This window comes from Pseudomonas sp. GW821-FHT04C07, assembly GCF_059420325.1.
On record NZ_JBWKTM010000001.1, the window covers coordinates 284,366 to 301,167 of the forward strand.

17 protein-coding genes are annotated in these 16,802 nt (G+C 59.5%); 6 read left to right on the forward strand and 11 right to left on the reverse strand.

Going from position 1 to position 16,802, the window contains the following annotated elements:
• Positions 1-33 precede the first annotated feature (33 nt).
• Positions 34-780 (forward strand): NRDE family protein, encoded by a 747-nt coding sequence (locus AC07UI_RS01305; RefSeq protein WP_494990760.1) that lies wholly within the window; start codon positions 34-36, stop codon positions 778-780.
• A 116-nt stretch (positions 781-896) separates the two neighbouring features.
• Here AC07UI_RS01305 and ptsP read toward each other — a convergent pair whose 3' ends face one another.
• Complete coding sequence (ptsP, locus tag AC07UI_RS01310; RefSeq protein ID WP_494990761.1) at positions 897-3,176, reverse strand: phosphoenolpyruvate--protein phosphotransferase; 2,280 nt, start codon at positions 3,174-3,176, stop codon at positions 897-899.
• A 22-nt stretch (positions 3,177-3,198) separates the two neighbouring features.
• Positions 3,199-3,678, reverse strand: coding sequence for an RNA pyrophosphohydrolase (locus AC07UI_RS01315; protein WP_150806187.1), 480 nt, complete (start codon positions 3,676-3,678; stop codon positions 3,199-3,201).
• 143 nt (positions 3,679-3,821) lie between these two features.
• On the opposite strand from AC07UI_RS01315, the gene AC07UI_RS01320 reads away from it, so the two are divergent.
• Positions 3,822-4,478 carry a histidinol-phosphatase gene (locus AC07UI_RS01320; RefSeq protein ID WP_494990762.1) on the forward strand — a complete coding sequence of 219 codons (657 nt, stop codon included), beginning with the start codon at positions 3,822-3,824 and terminating at the stop codon, positions 4,476-4,478.
• Positions 4,479-4,549: 71 nt separating this feature from the next.
• On the opposite strand, the gene AC07UI_RS01325 is transcribed toward AC07UI_RS01320, so the two are convergent.
• Both AC07UI_RS01325 and ilvA read right to left on the reverse strand, forming a co-directional pair.
• Positions 4,550-4,978 carry a DUF2269 family protein gene (locus AC07UI_RS01325; RefSeq protein ID WP_494990763.1) on the reverse strand — a complete coding sequence of 143 codons (429 nt, stop codon included), beginning with the start codon at positions 4,976-4,978 and terminating at the stop codon, positions 4,550-4,552.
• Positions 4,979-5,017: 39 nt separating this feature from the next.
• The gene (gene ilvA, locus AC07UI_RS01330; protein WP_494990764.1) at positions 5,018-6,532 is read right to left on the reverse strand and encodes a threonine ammonia-lyase, biosynthetic; all 1,515 of its coding nucleotides are present in this window, start codon (positions 6,530-6,532) and stop codon (positions 5,018-5,020) included.
• A gap of 145 nt (positions 6,533-6,677) precedes the next feature.
• On the opposite strand from ilvA, the gene rpiA reads away from it, so the two are divergent.
• On the forward strand, positions 6,678-7,349 hold the full coding sequence (gene rpiA / locus AC07UI_RS01335; RefSeq protein WP_494990765.1) for a ribose-5-phosphate isomerase RpiA: 672 nt from the start codon (positions 6,678-6,680) through the stop codon (positions 7,347-7,349).
• A gap of 136 nt (positions 7,350-7,485) precedes the next feature.
• On the opposite strand, the gene AC07UI_RS01340 is transcribed toward rpiA, so the two are convergent.
• From AC07UI_RS01340 to AC07UI_RS01350, 3 genes are all read right to left on the reverse strand, one after another.
• Positions 7,486-8,403: an SdiA-regulated domain-containing protein gene (locus AC07UI_RS01340; RefSeq protein ID WP_494990766.1), complete on the reverse strand. Its 918-nt coding sequence runs from the start codon at positions 8,401-8,403 to the stop codon at positions 7,486-7,488.
• Positions 8,404-8,572: 169 nt separating this feature from the next.
• Positions 8,573-9,238 (reverse strand): fumarylacetoacetate hydrolase family protein, encoded by a 666-nt coding sequence (locus tag AC07UI_RS01345; RefSeq protein ID WP_494990767.1) that lies wholly within the window; start codon positions 9,236-9,238, stop codon positions 8,573-8,575.
• A gap of 70 nt (positions 9,239-9,308) precedes the next feature.
• Positions 9,309-10,703, reverse strand: a complete 1,395-nt coding sequence (locus AC07UI_RS01350) for an FAD-binding oxidoreductase (RefSeq protein WP_494990768.1) — start codon at positions 10,701-10,703, stop codon at positions 9,309-9,311.
• Positions 10,704-10,906: 203 nt separating this feature from the next.
• Between AC07UI_RS01350 and serA the strand changes: the two genes are divergently transcribed.
• Entirely contained in the window at positions 10,907-12,136 is a 1,230-nt protein-coding gene (gene serA, locus AC07UI_RS01355; RefSeq protein WP_494990769.1) for a phosphoglycerate dehydrogenase, read from the forward strand.
• Positions 12,137-12,197: 61 nt separating this feature from the next.
• Here the strand turns inward: serA and AC07UI_RS01360 are convergent, their stop codons facing one another.
• Positions 12,198-12,638: a DUF4399 domain-containing protein gene (locus tag AC07UI_RS01360; RefSeq protein WP_494990770.1), complete on the reverse strand. Its 441-nt coding sequence runs from the start codon at positions 12,636-12,638 to the stop codon at positions 12,198-12,200.
• Between the two features lie 134 nt (positions 12,639-12,772).
• Here AC07UI_RS01360 and AC07UI_RS01365 point away from each other — a divergent pair, with 134 nt between their 5' ends.
• Positions 12,773-13,546: a transporter substrate-binding domain-containing protein gene (locus tag AC07UI_RS01365; protein WP_494990771.1), complete on the forward strand. Its 774-nt coding sequence runs from the start codon at positions 12,773-12,775 to the stop codon at positions 13,544-13,546.
• Positions 13,547-13,733: 187 nt separating this feature from the next.
• On the opposite strand, the gene AC07UI_RS01370 is transcribed toward AC07UI_RS01365, so the two are convergent.
• Together AC07UI_RS01370 and AC07UI_RS01375 are read right to left on the reverse strand one after the other, a co-directional pair.
• Complete coding sequence (locus AC07UI_RS01370; protein WP_494990772.1) at positions 13,734-14,219, reverse strand: 2-thiouracil desulfurase family protein; 486 nt, start codon at positions 14,217-14,219, stop codon at positions 13,734-13,736.
• 2 nt (positions 14,220-14,221) lie between these two features.
• The gene (locus AC07UI_RS01375; protein WP_494991176.1) at positions 14,222-14,854 is read right to left on the reverse strand and encodes a 2OG-Fe(II) oxygenase; all 633 of its coding nucleotides are present in this window, start codon (positions 14,852-14,854) and stop codon (positions 14,222-14,224) included.
• Positions 14,855-14,962: 108 nt separating this feature from the next.
• On the opposite strand from AC07UI_RS01375, the gene AC07UI_RS01380 reads away from it, so the two are divergent.
• A complete protein-coding gene (locus tag AC07UI_RS01380; RefSeq protein WP_494990773.1) occupies positions 14,963-15,715 on the forward strand; it encodes a DUF2059 domain-containing protein in 753 nt (250 codons plus the stop codon).
• Positions 15,716-15,843: 128 nt separating this feature from the next.
• On the opposite strand, the gene bipL is transcribed toward AC07UI_RS01380, so the two are convergent.
• Positions 15,844-16,797 (reverse strand): phospholipase BipL, encoded by a 954-nt coding sequence (gene bipL, locus AC07UI_RS01385; RefSeq protein ID WP_494990774.1) that lies wholly within the window; start codon positions 16,795-16,797, stop codon positions 15,844-15,846.
• Positions 16,798-16,802 lie beyond the last annotated feature (5 nt).

A 16,802-nucleotide genomic window follows, 5' to 3' on the forward strand; every position in this document is an offset into this window, starting at 1 on the left:
TAGAGTGAGCAAAAAACACAGAGGGATAACCCCATGTGCTTGATCGTGTTCGCCTGGCGACCCGGCCATGCCCAACCTTTGGTTGTAGCCGCCAACCGCGATGAGTTCTACGCGCGCCCCAGCCTGCCGTTGGCGCAATGGCCTGAGGCGCCGCAGATCTATGCCGGTCGGGATCTGGAGGCAGGAGGCACCTGGCTCGGAGTCGGTGCCGCTGGACGCTTTGCTGCGCTGACCAATATACGCAACCCGCATCAGCCACCGGCCCGTCGATCGCGCGGTGAGTTGGTGGCGCGTTTTCTGAACGAGAACACGCCGATTGAAGACTATTTAGCCGACGTTGTCGACAGATCGGTTGATTATGCGGGGTTTAACCTGCTGGTTGGTACGACTGATCAATTATGGCACTACAACGCGCTGGAGCCTGGGCCGGTGCTTTTGGCGGCCGGTGTCTACGGACTGTCCAATGCGGGACTCGATACTCCATGGCCGAAAGTGCTCAAGGCCAAGGCGGCATTGAGCGAGGTCCTGGACGATCCGCAACCACAGGCGCTACTCGCCTTGTTGAACGACGCACAAACCGCTCCGATCGCCGAATTACCCGACACCGGGGTTGGCCTCGCTACCGAGAGTCTACTGTCGAGCGTGTTTATCGCCAGCCCCAGCTATGGCACCCGAGCCAGCACGGCGCTGATCGTTCGCGCCGACGGCTCGCGGCACATCGTCGAGCGCAGCTTCGGGCCCTATGGCGGGCATTTGGGGGAGGTTGAGCTGAGGGTTTAATCCAAGGATCGTTCCCACGCTCTGCGTGGTAACGCATCCCGTGACGCTCCGCGTCACCGGCGCAGAGCGTCGAAGGCTGCATGCCCACGCAGAGCGTGGGCATGCTCAGTAAGGACTTAAAGCGCCTTCATCGCCGCCGGATTGATCATCCGCGCCAGCCCGAGATTCTTCAGCGCCAGTTGCAGCGAGCTGTGGATAACTTGCGGGTTGTCGATGGTCATCAGCTCGGCCAGCAGTTCCCTGGCCTTGCTCAGGTTGATCTGGCGCAGCATCCACTTCACTTTCGGCAAGTTGGTGGCGTTCATCGACAGGCTGTCAAAGCCCATCGCCATCAACAACACCGCCGCCGCAGGATCACCGGCCATCTCTCCGCAGATACTCACCGGTTTGCCTTCGGCATGGGCGTCGCGCACGACACTCTGCAAGGCTTGCAGCACGGCTGGGTGCAGGTAGTCGTAGAGGTCGGCAACCCGGGGGTTGTTGCGATCCACGGCCAACAGATATTGGGTCAGGTCGTTGGAGCCGACCGAAAGGAAGTCCACCTGCCGCGCCAGTTCCTTGGTCTGATACACCGCTGCGGGGATTTCGATCATCACGCCAATCGGCGGCATCGGTACGTCGGTGCCTTCGTCGCGCACTTCGCCCCAGGCGCGGTGAATCAGGTGCAGCGCCTCTTCCAGCTCATGGGTGCCGGAGATCATTGGCAGCAGGATTCGCAGGTTGTTCAGGCCTTCGCTGGCCTTGAGCATGGCGCGGGTCTGGACCAGGAAGATTTCCGGGTGGTCGAGGGTGACGCGGATCCCGCGCCAGCCGAGGAACGGGTTGTCTTCTTTGATCGGGAAATACGACAGCGACTTGTCGCCACCAATGTCCAGGCTGCGCATGGTCACCGGTTGCGGATGGAAGGCAGCGAGTTGCTCGCGATAAATCGCCAGCTGCTCCTTTTCGCTCGGGAAACGCTGATTGATCATGAATGGCACTTCGGTGCGGTACAAACCCACGCCTTCTGCGCCACGCTTCTGCGCTCGCGCCACGTCCGCCAGCAGGCCGGTGTTCACCCACAGTGGCATGCGGTGACCATCGAGGGTCACGCACGGCAAGTCGCGCAGTGCATCCAGCCCCAGGGCCAGTTGCCGCTCTTCTTCGACCACTTCGGCGAATTGCTTGCGCAACACGTCACTCGGGTTGGTGTAGACCTCGCCGTGGTAGCCGTCGACAATCATCTGGATGCCGTCGACCTTGGAGTACGGCAGGTCAACCAGACCCATCACCGTCGGGATACCCATGGCGCGGGCCAGGATCGCCACGTGGGAGTTGCCCGAACCCAACACCGAGACCAGGCCCACCAGCTTGCCTTCCGGCACCTCGCCGAGCATCGCCGGCGTCAGTTCTTCGCTGATCAGAATGGTGTTGTCAGGGTAGACCAGCGTCTGCTGACGCTCCTCTTGCAAATAGGCCAGGAGACGGCGGCCCAGGTCCTTGACGTCCGATGCCCGCTCGCGCAGGTAGGCGTCGTCCATCAATTCGAAACGGTTGACGTGATCGGTGACCACCTGGCGCAAGGCGCCTTGAGCCCACTGGCCGGTCTTGATCACGGTAGTCACTTCGCTACCCAGCGAAGCATCGTCGAGCATCATCAGGTAGACGTCGAACAGCGCCCGTTCTTCAGGGCGCAACTGGGTCGCGAGCTTTTCCGACAGCGTGCGCATATCGGCGCGCACACCTTCGATGGCGGTCTTGAACAGCCCCAGCTCGGCGTCGATGTCGGTGATGGTCTTGTCCGGCACCACGTCCAGATCCGCCGGTGGCAGCATGACCACCGCCGTACCGACCGCGGCACCGGGCGAACCGGGTACGCCGACGAACTTGGCTTCCTGAATGCCTTTTCCCTGACGCCCCAGACCGCGGATCGAGCCAGTGGCTTCGGCGTGAGCGATAACCCCGGCGAGCTGGGCGCTCATGGTCACCAGGAAGGCTTCTTCACCTTCATCGAACTGGCGACGTTCTTTTTGCTGAATGACCAGCACGCCGACGACGCGGCGGTGGTGAATGATCGGTGCGCCAAGGAAGGAGGCGAAGCGCTCCTCGCCGGTTTCGGCGAAGTAGCGATAACGCGGGTGATCAGCGGCGTTTTCGAGATTCAGGGGTTCTTCACGCGTGCCGACCAGGCCGACCAGACCTTCGTTGGGTGCCATGCTGACCCTGCCGATCGAGCGCTTGTTCAAGCCCTCGGTGGCCATCAGCACGAAGCGATTGGTCTCTGGGTCCAGCAGATAGACTGAGCAGACCTGGCTGCTCATGGCTTCTTTGACGCGCAACACAATAATCCCCAACGCCGCCTTGAGATCCTTGGCGGAGTTAACTTCCTGGACGATCTTGCGCAGCGTATTGAGCATGGCTCGGGGTCGAACTCCGTCGTCAGTCGCGCGCTAAAAGGCGCGGGGCAAGCTCTTTGAGGGCGCGTCGATACACCTCGCGCTTGAATGTCACTACCTGGCCCAACGGATACCAATAGCTGACCCAGCGCCAGCCATCGAATTCCGGTTTGCCGGTCAAATCCATCCGCACCCGCTGCTCGTTAGAGACCAGGCGCAGGAGAAACCATTTCTGTTTCTGGCCGATGCACAGCGGTTGGCTATGCGTCCTCACCAGACGTTGCGGCAAACGATAGCGCAACCAGCCCCGAGTGCAGGCGAGAATTTGCACATCTTCGCGTTCCAGCCCCACTTCTTCGTTCAACTCACGGTACAAGGCGTCTTCCGGTGTCTCCTGAGGGTTGATACCACCCTGCGGAAACTGCCAGGCATCTTGATTGATACGGCGAGCCCATAGCACCTGGCCGGCATCATTCGTCAGAATGATCCCAACATTGGGGCGGAAACCATCTGGGTCGATCACGGCAACAACCTCGCAAACGCATGTCGCCGCATTGTTCCACAAAGGCTGTGAAAGCAGCAACGAGCCGGCCTACCTTATGTGCACTCTTGTGAAAAGACCGTATTCTGGACGCCTTTTTACAGACTTTTCAGCGAGTAACTGCAATGCGCCTGGCTTTATTCGACTTGGACAACACGCTTTTGGGCGGTGACAGTGACCACGCCTGGGGTGATTACCTGTGCGAACGGGGCATCCTCGACGCTGTCGCCTACAAGGCGCGTAACGATGAGTTCTACCAGGATTACCTGGCCGGCAAACTGGACAACGCCGAGTACCTGAACTTCTGCCTGGAAATCCTCGGCCGCACCGAGATGGCCAAGCTGGACGAATGGCATCGCGACTACATGCGCGATTGCATCGAACCGATCATGCTGCCCAAGGGCATCGAGCTACTGGCCAAACACCGGGCCGCCGGCGACAAGCTGGTGATCATCACCGCCACCAACCGCTTCGTTACCGGGCCGATTGCCGCACGCCTGGGCGTCGAAACCCTGATCGCCACCGAGTGCGAAATGATCGACGGCCGCTACACCGGGCGCAGCACTGACGTACCGTGCTTTCGTGAAGGCAAGGTGACGCGCTTGAATCGTTGGCTGGAAGAAACCGGATTTAGCCTGCAAGGCAGCTACTTCTACAGCGATTCGATGAATGATTTTTCGCTACTGGAACGGGTGACGAATCCGGTGGCGGTAGATCCTGATCCAAATTTGCGGGCTGAGGCCGAGAAACGGGGTTGGCCGGTGATTTCGCTGCGCGACTGATGACGCCATCGCGGGCAAGGGTTCCTGTAGGAGCGAGCTTGCTCGCGATAGGACCGGCACTATTTCTGGATTTAAACCGGTTTGGCGCCCATCAATCCTGAAATGGCAATGAAGCAAACAAAGCTGAACACCGCCAACGCCAAGGTGAATTTCAAATTGCTCGCCGCCTGCGCCACCCGCAGGCGATTGAGCCGTATCAGCAGCCATAACCAGCTCAGCGCGCCGAACATATAGATCACGCTGGAGGCCAGAACCCAGGTCTGCCCCAGTGGCCAGCCCACCAGATGCGCCATCCACCAGCCGCTGAACGGCAAGCTCAGCAGCGCAATCCCCATCACCAACCAGACGAACAGCCACGGCCGATGCAAGGTGCGGGTGTAGATCGTCGCATCACCCTTGCTGTCACCACGCCATACCCGGATTGCCAACCCCAACGCGCTGCCCAAGAGCAGTACCGTCGCCAGGACGTGGGCTATTTTCAGGGCGGTAAGCGTTTCCATGTATGCGACTCCTTAGGCCGTGACCATCAGCGTAGTCGCTCAACCGAGGAACAGTTGATACGCCGGATTATTGCTTTCATCCCAGTACGGGTAACCGATCTCTGCCAACGCTGCCGGCACCAGATGGCGTTCATCGGCAGGCACTTGCAGGCCTGCGACCACTCGCCCATCGGCAGCACCGTGGTTGCGGTAGTGGAACATCGAGATATTCCAGCGACCGCCGAGTTTGTTGAGGAAGTTGAACAACGCGCCCGGTCGCTCCGGGAACTCGAAGCGCAGCACTATCTCATCGCTGACCCGCGCCGCATGACCACCCACCATATGACGAATGTGCAACTTGGCCAGTTCGTTGTCGGTCAAGTCGAGTACCGGGAAACCCTGGATCATAAGGCTACTGATCAACGCACTGCGCGGATCGTTTTCCGGGTGCGTCTGCACGCCGACGAAAATGTGCGCTTCGCTGCCGGTGTTGTAGCGATAGTTGAATTCAGTGATCTGACGTTTGCCGATGGCTTCGCAGAATGCCTTGAAGCTGCCGGGCTTTTCCGGAATGGTCACAGCGATGATTGCTTCGCGCCCCTCGCCCAATTCGGCGCGTTCGGCGACGTGACGCAGTCGGTCAAAATTGACGTTGGCGCCGGAGTCGATGGCCACCAGAGTCTGCCCGGTGACGCCGCGCAACTCGACATATTTCTTGATCCCGGCTACGCCCAAAGCACCGGCAGGCTCAGTGATCGAGCGGGTATCGTCGTAGATATCCTTGATCGCCGCACAGATCTCGTCGGTGCTGACAGTGATCACTTCATCAACATAGTCTTTGCAGATGTCAAAGGTGTGCTGACCGATCTGCGCCACTGCCACGCCGTCGGCGAAGATGCCGACAGTCGGCAACACCACGCGCTCGCCCGCCGCCATGGCCGCTTGCAAGCAATTGGAATCGTCCGGTTCGACACCGATGATTTTGATTTCCGGCCGCAGGTATTTCACATAAGCGGCGATCCCGGCGATCAGGCCGCCACCGCCTACCGGAACAAAAATGGCATCCAGACGCCCCGGGTGCTGGCGCAGAATCTCCATCGCCACGGTGCCCTGCCCGGCAATGGTGTGCGGATCATCGTACGGATGGATGTAGACGTAGCCTTTTTCGTCGACCAGTTTCAGCGAGTAAGCCAATGCTTCCGGGAAGGTATCGCCGTGCAGCACCACTTTGCCGCCACGGGAGCGCACGCCTTCGACCTTGATCTCCGGGGTGGTCTTGGGCATCACAATGATCGCCTTGACCCCCAGCACTTTGGCCGCCAGGGCCAGGCCCTGCGCATGGTTGCCGGCTGATGCGGTGACCACGCCGCGGGCGCGCTCCTCATCAGTCAGCTGTGTGAGCTTGTTGTAAGCACCGCGAATCTTGAACGAGAACACGGGCTGCAAGTCTTCACGCTTGAGCCAGATCTGATTGCACAGCCGCTCGGAGAGCTGGCGGGCAGTCTGCAATGGAGTTTCTACGGCAACGTCATAAACGCGCGAGGTGAGGATCTTCTTGACGTACTGTTCGAGCATCGGAAAGCATCACTGAGCGGGTTGGGCAGGGCCAAGGAGTCTAACTCAGCGTTTGGCCGTGCGACCATACGAATCAAGAGGTTTTAACCGGGCATACAGCTATAATGGCGGCCTTCTGTTCCCCTCTGCCCGCTTCGGAGCCCGCATGACCCAGGATCAACTCAAACAGGCAGTGGCTCAGGCCGCCGTCGACTTTATCCTTCCAAAACTCGACGACAAGAGCATCGTTGGGGTCGGCACAGGCTCCACCGCCAACTGTTTCATCGACGCCCTGGCCCTGCACAAGGGCGCGTTCGACGGCGCGGTCGCCAGCTCCGAAGCCACCGCGGCACGCCTCAAGGGCCACGGCATTCCGGTGTATGAGCTCAATACCGTCAGCGACCTGGAGTTCTACGTCGATGGCGCCGATGAAAGCGACGAACACCTGAACCTGATCAAGGGTGGCGGCGCAGCCCTGACCCGCGAGAAGATCGTCGCGGCGGTGGCCAAGACCTTCATCTGCATCGCCGACGCCAGCAAACTGGTGCCAGTACTGGGCGCCTTCCCGCTGCCGGTCGAAGTGATCCCGATGGCCCGCAGCCATGTGGCCCGCGAACTGGTGAAGCTCGGCGGCGACCCGGTTTACCGCGAAGGCGTGTTGACCGACAACGGCAACATCATCCTCGACGTATTCAACATGCAGATCACCAATCCGGTCGAGCTGGAAACCCGGATCAACGCTATCGTCGGTGTGGTCACCAATGGCCTGTTCGCAGCGCGTCCGGCCGACCTGCTGCTGCTGGGCACTAGCGAAGGCGTGAAAACCCTTCGCGCATGACCCTGTAGGAGCAGCCGGTCGACGCTCGATTGCTCGCGATAGCAGTCTGTCAGTCGACATCTCTGTCGCCTGTGACGGCCTCATCGCGAGCAATCGAGCGTCGACCGGCTGCTCCTACATGGCTCTGCGGTGTTTATCAGGGTTGCGGCGGCTTCTTGAAGACGTAAAACAGATTGGGCTCACTGACCAGGTACATCGTACCCTCGTCATCCATGGCGATCCCTTCCGCTTGCGGCACGGTCTTTTGCAGCCCCTGATGTCCCTTGCTCAGTGACATCGTACTCAACGGCCGCCCGTCGACATCCAGCTCCAGCACCAGCCTCGACTCATCTGACAGCGCCAGCAAATGCCCGCTGAGCTTGTCGTATTGCAGACTGGACAGATCGCGGACAAACAACCCGGCGTCACGCTTGGGATTGTTCACCACATGCACCGCGTACGACTTTTCAGGGTTGTAATGAGGAAAACCCTGAATCTCATAGATCAGCATCGGGTCGCGCTCCCTTGCGACGAACAGCCGCTTGCCCACCGAGTCGTATGCCAACCCCTCAAAGCCTTTGTTGCCGCTGGTGTGCACGCCGAGGGTCATCTGCTCGGCATCTGCCGCATCGAGGAACACCGTGTTGTCTTCCAGATGAATTTTGATCAGTCGCTGCCCGTGCTCATCGGCAACCACATAGGTGTCGGCGTTAATGAACTCGACAGCTTCCGGATCGCCAAACCCGATCAATGTCACACGTCGAAGGATCCGACCATCGAGGGACAGTTCAATCAACTCAGCATTTTTGTTGGTGACCGTAAACAGGCTTTTACGCACCGGGTCATAGGTCAGCGCAGAGACGTCGGCATCCAGCCCCTCGATGACCCTGGCCTCAAGCGATACCCGGTAATCCGCCAGACCAATGGACCGGGCGTCCGCAGGCTGCCACCACGTCTGCACGTTGAACCAGGCGCGCTCGAACAGTCGATAGTGCTGCCCGGCCAGTACCAGCAGCACCAGAGCGACAAGACTCACAAGCAGGAAGAACGGTTGGGGACGGGCAAGTCGGCGCATTCGGCAAGCTCAAAAACAGGACGGGCGGATGAAATACCACGACTGCATGAATTCAAACTTAATGACCGCAGGCGGCGCCTGCACCTACCGCGTACACCCATGAGTTATCAGGCGTACGCAAAGCCGTAGAAGCTATCGCTTGCGATCTTTTTGCACCCAGGCTCAGACTTCAGCGAACGCTACTGTTGAAGCTACTGACGCCTGGCAATTCCAGCACCAGTTCATCACCGACATTCAGCGGGCCGACGCCAACCGGGGTGCCGGTCAGGATCACGTCACCGGCTTGCAGCGTGAAGCAGCCGGCCATGTACTGGATCATCGGCACGATCGGGTTGAGCATGTCGCGACTGTTGCCGTCCTGACGGATTTCGCCATTGATGGTCAGGCGAATACCGATGTCGGTCAGGTCAGCAAAGGTGCTGCTGACGACGAACGGAGCCAGCACGCAAGCGCCGTCGAAGGATTTGGCGACTTCCCACGGCAGACCTTTGGCTTTCAGTTCCGCCTGCTTGTCGCGCAGGGTCAGGTCCAGCGCCGGGGCAAAACCGGAGATCGCGTCGAGTACTTCTTCGCGGCTCGGCCTGGTCGACAGTGGCTTGCCGATCAACACGGCAATTTCGGCCTCGTAGTGCACCGAGCCACGTTCGGTGGGAATCGCAAAACCGCCTTCCAGCTCGACTACGCAACTGCCCGGCTTGATGAACAGCAACGGCTCGGTAGGCACCGGGTTGTCCAGTTCCTTGGCGTGTTCGGCGTAGTTACGGCCAATGCACACCACTTTCCCGACCGGAAAGTGAATACGAGTACCGTCGACATACTGGTGCTGATAGCTCATTACCGACTCCTGCTTCATTGATTCATCTGGTACTGCTGTTTCAAAGACAGAAAGTCCCGGCCCTGGAAAGTCACAGGGCGAAAATCTTGCCCGGATTCATGATGCCGTTCGGGTCGAACACCGCTTTGACCGCTTTCATGTATTCGATCTCAACCGGCGAGCGGCTGTAGGTCAGGTAGTCGCGCTTGGTCATGCCGACGCCATGTTCGGCGGAAATCGAGCCGTTGTACTTCTCGACGGTTTCGAACACCCACTTGTTGACGGTCGCGCACTTGGTGAAAAACTCGTCCTTGCTCAGGTTTTCAGGCTTCAGGATGTTCAAGTGCAGGTTGCCATCACCGATATGGCCGAACCAGACGATTTCGAAGTCCGGGTAGTGTTCACCGACGATTGCATCAATTTCCTTCAAGAAAGCCGGGACTTTCGACACAGTGACCGAAATGTCATTCTTGTACGGCGTCCAGTGGGAAATGGTTTCGGAGATGTATTCGCGCAGCTTCCAGAGGTTCTGCAACTGCGACTCGCTCTGGCTCATCACGCCGTCGAGCACCCAGCCCTCTTCGACGCAATGCTCGAAGGTTTCCAGGGCGTGGTTGGCCACTTCTTCGGTGGTCGCTTCGAATTCCAGCAGCGCGTAGAACGGGCAATCGGATTCGAACGGCGCCGGCACGTCGCCGCGCGCCAGGACTTTGGCCAGAGCCTTGTCGGAGAAGAACTCGAAGGCAGTCAGATCGAGCTTGCTCTGGAATGCGTGCAGCACCGGCATGATCGAGTCGAAATCGGTAGTGCCGAGGACCATTGCGGTGAGGTTTTTCGGCGCACGATCCAGACGCATGGTGGCTTCAACCACGAAACCGAGGGTCCCTTCAGCGCCAATGAACAGCTGACGCATGTCGTAGCCGGTGGCGTTCTTGATCAGGTCGCGGTTCAGCTCCAGCAGGTCGCCCTTGCCGGTCACGACTTTCATGCCGGCGACCCAGTTACGGGTCATGCCGTAGCGAATCACCTTGATCCCGCCGGCATTGGTGCCGATATTGCCGCCAATCTGACTGGAACCGGCCGAAGCGAAATCCACTGGGTAGTACAGGCCTTTTTCTTCGGCCAGGTTCTGCAACTGCTCGGTGACCACGCCCGGCTGGCAGACCACGGTGCGGTCGGTGCTGTTGAATTCCAGCACCTGGTTCATATAGTCGAACGACACCACCACTTCGCCATTGGCCGCTACCGCAGCAGCAGAAAGCCCGGTACGCCCGCCGGAAGGCACCAGCGCGATTTTGTGCTGATTGGCCCAGCGCACGATGGCCTGGACTTGCTCAGTGGTTTTCGGGAACACGATGGCCGTCGGTGCCGGGGCGAAATGCTTGGTCCAATCCTTGCCGTAAGCATTCAGGGAGTCGGCATCGGTCAGCACCTTGCCAGGCTCAACCAGGGTCTTCAGCTCATCAATCAGGGCAGGATTGGTCATCGGCAGAACTCTCGAACAATTCATGGTCATCCTGAGAACGCTTCACGTCGCAGGAATGAGTGTTTAGCGGGGCGCATATGCTAGCATACCGCCCCCGCAGGATAGTGCCCAAGGCGTTCTGCGGTGACGGCTATAATGCCGCCCAGGTCAGCTCAGGCTGTCCACTTCCCTGCCATTTTTCTCCGGGACACAGGTTTACGCAGATGAGCAAGACTTCCCTCGATAAGAGCAAGATCAAGTTCCTTCTTCTCGAAGGCGTCCACCAATCGGCTGTCGACGTCCTCAAGGCCGCCGGGTACACCAGCATTGAGTACCTCACAGGTTCTCTGCCGGAAGCCCAGCTCAAGGAAAAGATCGCTGATGCTCACTTCATCGGCATTCGCTCCCGTACTCAACTGACCGAAGAGATTTTCGATCACGCGAAGAAACTGGTCGCTGTTGGCTGCTTCTGCATCGGCACCAACCAGGTCGACCTGAACGCTGCTCGCGAACGCGGTATCGCGGTCTTCAACGCACCGTACTCCAACACCCGCTCGGTGGCTGAGCTGGTGCTGGCTGAAGCGATCCTGTTGCTGCGCGGTATTCCTGAGAAAAACGCTTCCTGCCACCGTGGCGGCTGGATCAAAAGCGCGGCCAACTCCTTCGAAATCCGCGGCAAAAAGCTGGGCATCGTCGGTTATGGCTCGATCGGCACCCAGCTGTCGGTCCTGGCTGAAGGCCTGGGCATGCAGGTGTATTTCTACGACACCATCACCAAGCTGCCATTGGGCAACGCGACTCAGGTCGCCAGCCTGACCGAGCTGCTGGGCATGTCCGACATCGTCACCCTGCACGTTCCGGAAACCGCTTCCACCCAGTGGATGATCGGCGAGAAAGAAATTCGCGCGATCAAAAAAGGCGGCATTCTGATCAACGCTGCTCGCGGCACCGTGGTCGAGCTACAAGCCCTGGCGGACGCGATCAAGGACAAGCACCTGATCGGCGCGGCTATCGACGTATTCCCGGTGGAGCCTCGCTCCAACGACGAAGAGTTCGAAAGCCCGCTGCGCGGCCTGGACAACGTGATCCTGACCCCGCACATCGGCGGCTCCACCGCTGAAGCGCAAGCCAACATTGGCCTGGAAGTGGCTGAGAAGCTGGTCAAGTACAGCGACAACGGTACGTCGGTGTCCTCGGTCAACTTCCCGGAAGTGGCGCTGCCGGCTCACCCTGGCAAACACCGTTTGCTGCACATCCACGAGAACATTCCGGGTGTGATGAGCGAGATCAACAAGGTCTTCGCCGAAAACGGTATCAACATCTCCGGTCAGTTCCTGCAGACCAACGAGAAAGTCGGCTACGTCGTCATCGACGTCGACGCCGAGTACTCGGACCTGGCGCAAGAGAAGCTGCAACACATCAAAGGCACCATCCGTTGCCGCGTGTTGTTCTAAGCCTGGAGCACCAACGAAAAAAGGAGACCCTCGGGTCTCCTTTTTTATGCCTGCGATACGCTTATTTCACCGTGACGGTGATTTTCTTCGAGAGAATCGGCGGATCGAACGGCACGTGATTCTTGTCGCCCAGCTCCATCTGCAAGGTGTGCTTGCCCGGGGCCAGTTTGATGTCAGTTTCGGTTTGCGCCATGCCGAAGTGCATGTGGTTAGCGTCCTTCGGGATCGGCGCAGTTTCGGCCGGCAGCTTGTCGACGTCGATCAGCAGATGGTGGTGACCGGTGTTTTTGGTCGGGTCACCCGCTGGCGCCAGCGCCACGCCCTCGACGCCAAATCTGACCTTGAAGCTCTCACCCACCGTGGCGCCGTCCGCCGGAGAGACGATGCTCACCGTCGCGCCCTTGGGAGCCGGAGTGCGCGCGATACTATCCGCAGCGCTCGCCAGCATCGAAGCACCCAGCAACAGGCTGGCCAAAGCAGCACGAGACATAAACGTTTTCATTCTGTTCTCCAGTTTTTCTGCGAAATCTGTACGGTTAAGACAACTTCGTCGTAATTCGTTGTCGAAGGCACTCATCACCATAGCAAAGCGCGCCAGAACCCGCGTACAGCACATTAGAATTCAAAGGAGTGACCATGCGTTTTTTGTCTGGCCTGTTACTTTTACTGCCCCTTGTGAGCACTTACGCTCAAGCCGAATTGATCGACGATGTAAACGACCGTGGCGAGCTGCGCATCGCCCTGCAAGCCAACACACCACCGTTTAACTTCAAGGATGACGGCAAACTCACCGGCTTCGAGGTCGAGTTGGGCCAAATGCTCGCCAGTGAGCTGGACGTGCGCACGGACTTCGTCATCACGGACTCGGCTGACTTGCTACAAGGCGTCGAGAGCGGCAAGTACGATGTGGCCATCAACCACATAGCAGTGACCCCCGAACTCAAGGGGCGCTTCGACTTCAGTGAACCCTATAGTTATTCCAATGCGCAGTTGATCGTGCGTCAGGAAGAGCCCCGACCGCTGGGCACACTGCAAGCACTCAACGGTCAGGCGCTGGGGGTGGCGCAAAGCAGCCAGTTCGCCGAGCCGACACGCACGGTCGAAGGCATCGATCTGCGCGGTAACCCCAATACGCAGCAACAGCTCAAAGACGTAGCGGACAAGCAAATCGATGCGGCCATCAGTGACCGTTTGCCGGTCCCTTACGCCATTCGTGACAGCCACTTGCCCGCTCAGGAAGGCGCCAATGCTGGCCCGACGTTGAGCCTGGTGATCCCGTTTCAGAAAGGCAATCCGGCGTTTCAGGCCAGTATCGACAACGCGCTGCAACGCATCAAAGCCGATGGTCGGTTGATGGCACTCTCGGAAAAATGGTTTGGAACGGATGCGAGCAAGCCACCGAAGCCTTGATAGTTGGAATGAGGAATTTGTTACACCGAAGATCTAATGTGGGAAGGGCCGGGCGACGTTCGCTTGCTCGCGATAAGGCCATCACATTCAAAAGTGATGTCGACTGCCAGTCCGCTATCGCGAGCAAGCGAACGTCGCCCGGCCCTTCCCACACTAGATCTGCGTAGTTTTGTAAATCCAGGCAAGTTCAGTCCAGTGCCGCCAACGCCGCCAACGCCTCAGGCAACTCCAGCTCACTGAAAACCTGGACCCCATTGCGTTTCAACAACGCCGCGGTAACACCTTCCCCGCTGACTTTGACCCCACTGAAAGTGCCGTCATAGGTCTGCAGGTTGCCGCAGGACGGGCTGTTGGCCTTGAGCACCGCAATCCGGATGCCGTATTGTTCGACCAACGCCAGGGCCTGTCGCGCACCGGATAGAAACTCGGTACTGACGTCCTCTCCCTCAGCGGTCAGCACCCGCGCGCTGCCATCCAGCACTTCGACACCTTGCCCACCGGGAATCTCGGCTGCAGGCCGCGGCGTCGGTAAACCACCGGCCACTTCCGGGCACAGCGCCACCACCCGACCTTCGGCCATCCAGCTCGCCAATTGATCGAACGGCCCGCCAGCCCCGCCGTCGTAACGCACAGGGTGTCCCAGCAGACACCGGCTCACCAGAATTTTTTGCATGATCAAAACGGCTCATTGCCGCGACGACGAAACCACCCCGTCAGCGACAGGCGATCTCGAGTGGCGGGCAGGACTTCATGGGGTACTTCGCCGGAGAGGAATACCACCAGGCAACCACCCGTGGGCACCACGTCATATTCAACCCCCTCGCCCAGATACATCCGCAGCTGTCCGCCATGCTCGGGCAACCAGGCCTGATTGAGATAAATCACGGTGGACACCATGCGCCGGTCATCATCGCGAAAGCGGTCGACATGCTTGAGGTAAAACGCACCCGGCGGGTACAGCGCGAAATGGCTTTCGAAATCTTCCAGCCCCAGGAACAACCCACGGTTCATGGCGACCCGAAGGCTCTCCATCAACCCCAGGTAGCTGTCGCAAGACTCAACCTGGCCGGGTTCGAGCCACTGAATATGGTCACCTCGAATACCCTCGCGAATTTCCTGGAAGGAGCCCCGGCCCACTGCGGCCGGAGCCAATCCACCCTCGGCGGCGCGTTTGCGACACTCAGCTGCCAGTTCCAGGGTCAGCCCCTCGGGCAGGAAAATATTTTGCTGCGACCAGCCGCGTGCAGCCAGGTCGTCGACGATACGTAACAGCAGCGGGTGATCGGAGGGTATTTGCATGCCGAGCATAGTATCCATACGCCTGTAAATCCGACAGAGCCGCAGAGCGCACTGATACGAATTCTCGACAAGACGAGACCTCACACGGAGAATAGTGGCCTGCTGACAGGAGCCCTTATGCGTCGCTTGCTTTTTCCCCTGCTAATGCTCTGCATTTTGCCCGCTTGGGCAGACGGCCTCGACCAGTTGTACAAGGTCGCCGGTTGGCCAGAACAACGCGCGCACTTTAATGACGCCCTCACCGCCGCCCAGCAACGCTACAAAAACAGCCTGCCGCCTGCGGTGTTCCAGGCGCTGGTTAACAACAGCAATCAGCGCTTTGCGCCACAGGCGATGGATCATCGAGCCCAGGCGCAGTTGCGGCAGAAACTCGCCGACCCGAAACCTGCTCTGGCATTTTTCCAGTCACCGCTGGGGCGCAAGATTGTCGCCGCTGAACTGCAGGCGACCCGCCGCGATCAGCTGGCAAAAAATGCCCAGGGCTTGCCGAAGATCCAGGCCAGCGACACCCGTCAATTGATCATTGGCCATTTGGCGCAAGCACTGCCTGCCCGCGAGGCCGGTGCCGAAGTCAGTCTGGCGATCGCCGGGGTTGCCGCCGACAGCCTGAGCCAGATGATTCCCGGCCTGCTCGGTGGTGGTCAGGCGCAAGGGATGTTGAACGGTCAGCGCCAGCGCTTGATGGAGCAGATCGGCTCCGACCTGAACAACACGCTGCTCTACGTTTATCGCGACCTGTCGGATGACGAACTGGAGGAGTTCGCCACGTTTGCCGAGTCCTCTGAAGGCAAGGCTTATTACCAGGCGGCGTTGGCGGCGATTCGGGCGGGATTGGCGGTGGGGCAAAGCACCTCGAGCCTTAGCCAGTAAGCTTCGGTGCCTGGAAGATCGCCATCGTCGGAACGCCGCCCGGAGCAAGCTCGCTCCCACACTGGATCTGTGAACGACATCAAACCAATGTGGGAGCGAGCCTGCTCGCGATGGCGGCATAACGGTCGCTAGAGATTTCTCCCCTTCATTCGCTTGGTCAAAAACCCGAAATACTCCTGGCGCAACGCCTGGGTTTCATTCGCCAGATGATGGCGGGCCTCGGGCAGTTTCAACACCTGTGGCCGGTCGAATTTGCCCCCCAGCACTTCAAGGTTGTGTTCCCAATCCACTGTCATGTCCGCTTGCCCCTGGATGATCAGTGGCCGACGACTGCTGCGCGGTGCCGCTTCGATACGCTTGATCCAGCGCGCCAGTGCCCCGACCCAGGCAGTCGGCAAGCGCAGCGGTTGTAGCGGATCGGCTTGCAGGAAGGGCAAGAACGCCGGGTCATTGGTGTTCTCGCTGAAACGCCGGGCGATGCCTTTGACGAAAGGCTTCATCAGGTAATAACTCAAGTGCGACCAGCCCCAGGAGCGCGGCCGAACCAGCGGCGAAAGCAGCACCACCTGCCCTTGCGCCGGGCTGTCTACGCCTTCATTCAGCACATGGTCGATCACAATCGCGCCGCCCGTACTCTGCCCGCACAGGTGCCACGGTTGCGGCAGGTCCAGAGAGCGTGCCTCATCGAACAACCCTTGCAGCGCCGCCTGATACTCGGCGAAATCCTTGATGTTGGCGCGCTCACCGCTGGACAGTCCATGCCCCGGCAAATCACAGGCAATCACCACGAACCCCTGATCCAGCGCCCAGTCGATCACGTGCCGATAAAGGCCCATGTGATCGTAGAAACCGTGGAACACGAACATCGTCGCCACCGCGCGTGGTGGCCACCAGACCTGACTGACCAACTGATAGCCACCGACGTTGAAACTGCCGAGACCGCATTTGACTGGCCTGCTGCGCTGCGGGAAATCCAGCCCATAAAAATGCTGATAGGCCTGCGCCTCCTCCGACAGCGGCTGCGCCTCGGACAAGGGCCGCAGGCTGGCACGCAGATGATCGGGGTTGAAGGTGGCAGGCATGACGA